The sequence below is a fragment of the Microcoleus sp. S28C3 genome (assembly GCF_036700785.1).
In the GTDB taxonomy this organism is placed as follows: domain Bacteria; phylum Cyanobacteriota; class Cyanobacteriia; order Cyanobacteriales; family Microcoleaceae; genus Microcoleus; species Microcoleus asticus.
The window spans coordinates 1-1,161 of record NZ_JAUBPO010000302.1 but is presented as its reverse complement, the minus strand read 5'-3'; the positions used below and the strand labels follow the sequence as shown (position 1 = coordinate 1,161).

Below are 1,161 nucleotides of genomic sequence, written 5' to 3'. Positions count from 1 at the left end.
TCTGGAATTCAATAAGCATCTACTTTCTACCTTTATTGATAAGTTAGATTTAGACCCGGATTTGATTTTAAATCACCTTAACCTTCCTTCAGTCTTGTCTTATGGTACTCTGGCTGCTTAAAAACTGTCCGAACTATTGATCTAAGTAAGAGTTAAAATGTCTAAAAATCAGCAGCCAGAAAATTTTTTAGAACATGAAGAACAAGCTTTAGAGGAACTAAAAAGTTTTATTGCCAGTAATCCAGACCCAAGAGAACTCAAAAGAGCTTTAGCAATCCGTATGCTAATTGAAGGGCTCTATCGAGGAACTATTCAAGTTATATTGGGAGTATCCTCTCCATTTATCAGCAAGGGGAAAATCAATTATTTATTTCAGGGTATTGAAGGTCTGAGATTAAGTTATAAAGGCTCGCATGGGCAACTTAAACCAGAAGAAAGAGCCCAAATTATCCAATGGTTAAAAACACCAAGCTCGCTGGGATTTGTCCGAATTAGAAAATCATCTACAACAGCAATATCAGATTGAGTTTAAATCCAAAGAAAGCTACTATCAACTATTTAAATCGGCAGGAATTAGCTGGAAAAAATCTCAAAAAAATAACCCAAAACGGGATGAAAAACTTGTCAAAAAAAAGCACCAAGAAATTAGTGAAATCATCGAGTCTAACCGAGAAGCTATAGAAGCGAGAAAGTTGGTAGTGTATTTGATTGACGAGTGTCATCTTCTCGCTTGGAGATGCCTGTGGTTATCTGTGGGGAAGGCGCAATGAGAGAATAGAGATACCGCTCACAAATGAGAGAGAAAAACAAACCTATTATGGGGCGATAAATTATTTAACAAAACAGTTTGTTCTCCGAGAATATGAAACAGCAAATTCTGAGAATACAGTCACTTTCTTAAAGTATTTACAATCTTTAAATCCTGAAGCGAGACATTTGATTATTTGGGATGGAGCTAGTTATCATAAATATAAAGAGATGAAAGCTTATCTAGAAGAAATTAATCGAGGTAAGGAGCCGCATGAATGGCTTTTAACTTGTGTCTTATTTGCTCCCAATGCCCCGCCTGCAGAATCCAGTAGAAGATACAGCAGATTGCAAGTTTATAGATGACAGTAGCAGCATTTAGTAAACCAGTTTTTTAGATGTTGAGGATTTATT

1 pseudogene is annotated in these 1,161 nt (G+C 36.0%); it reads left to right on the top strand.

Annotation, left to right across the window (positions count from 1 at the left end):
* Nucleotides 1-157 precede the first annotated feature (157 nt).
* A pseudogene (locus QUA13_RS32575) lies at nucleotides 158-1,087 on the top strand (IS630 family transposase); the annotation flags it as partial.
* Between the last annotated feature and the right edge of the window lie 74 nt (nucleotides 1,088-1,161).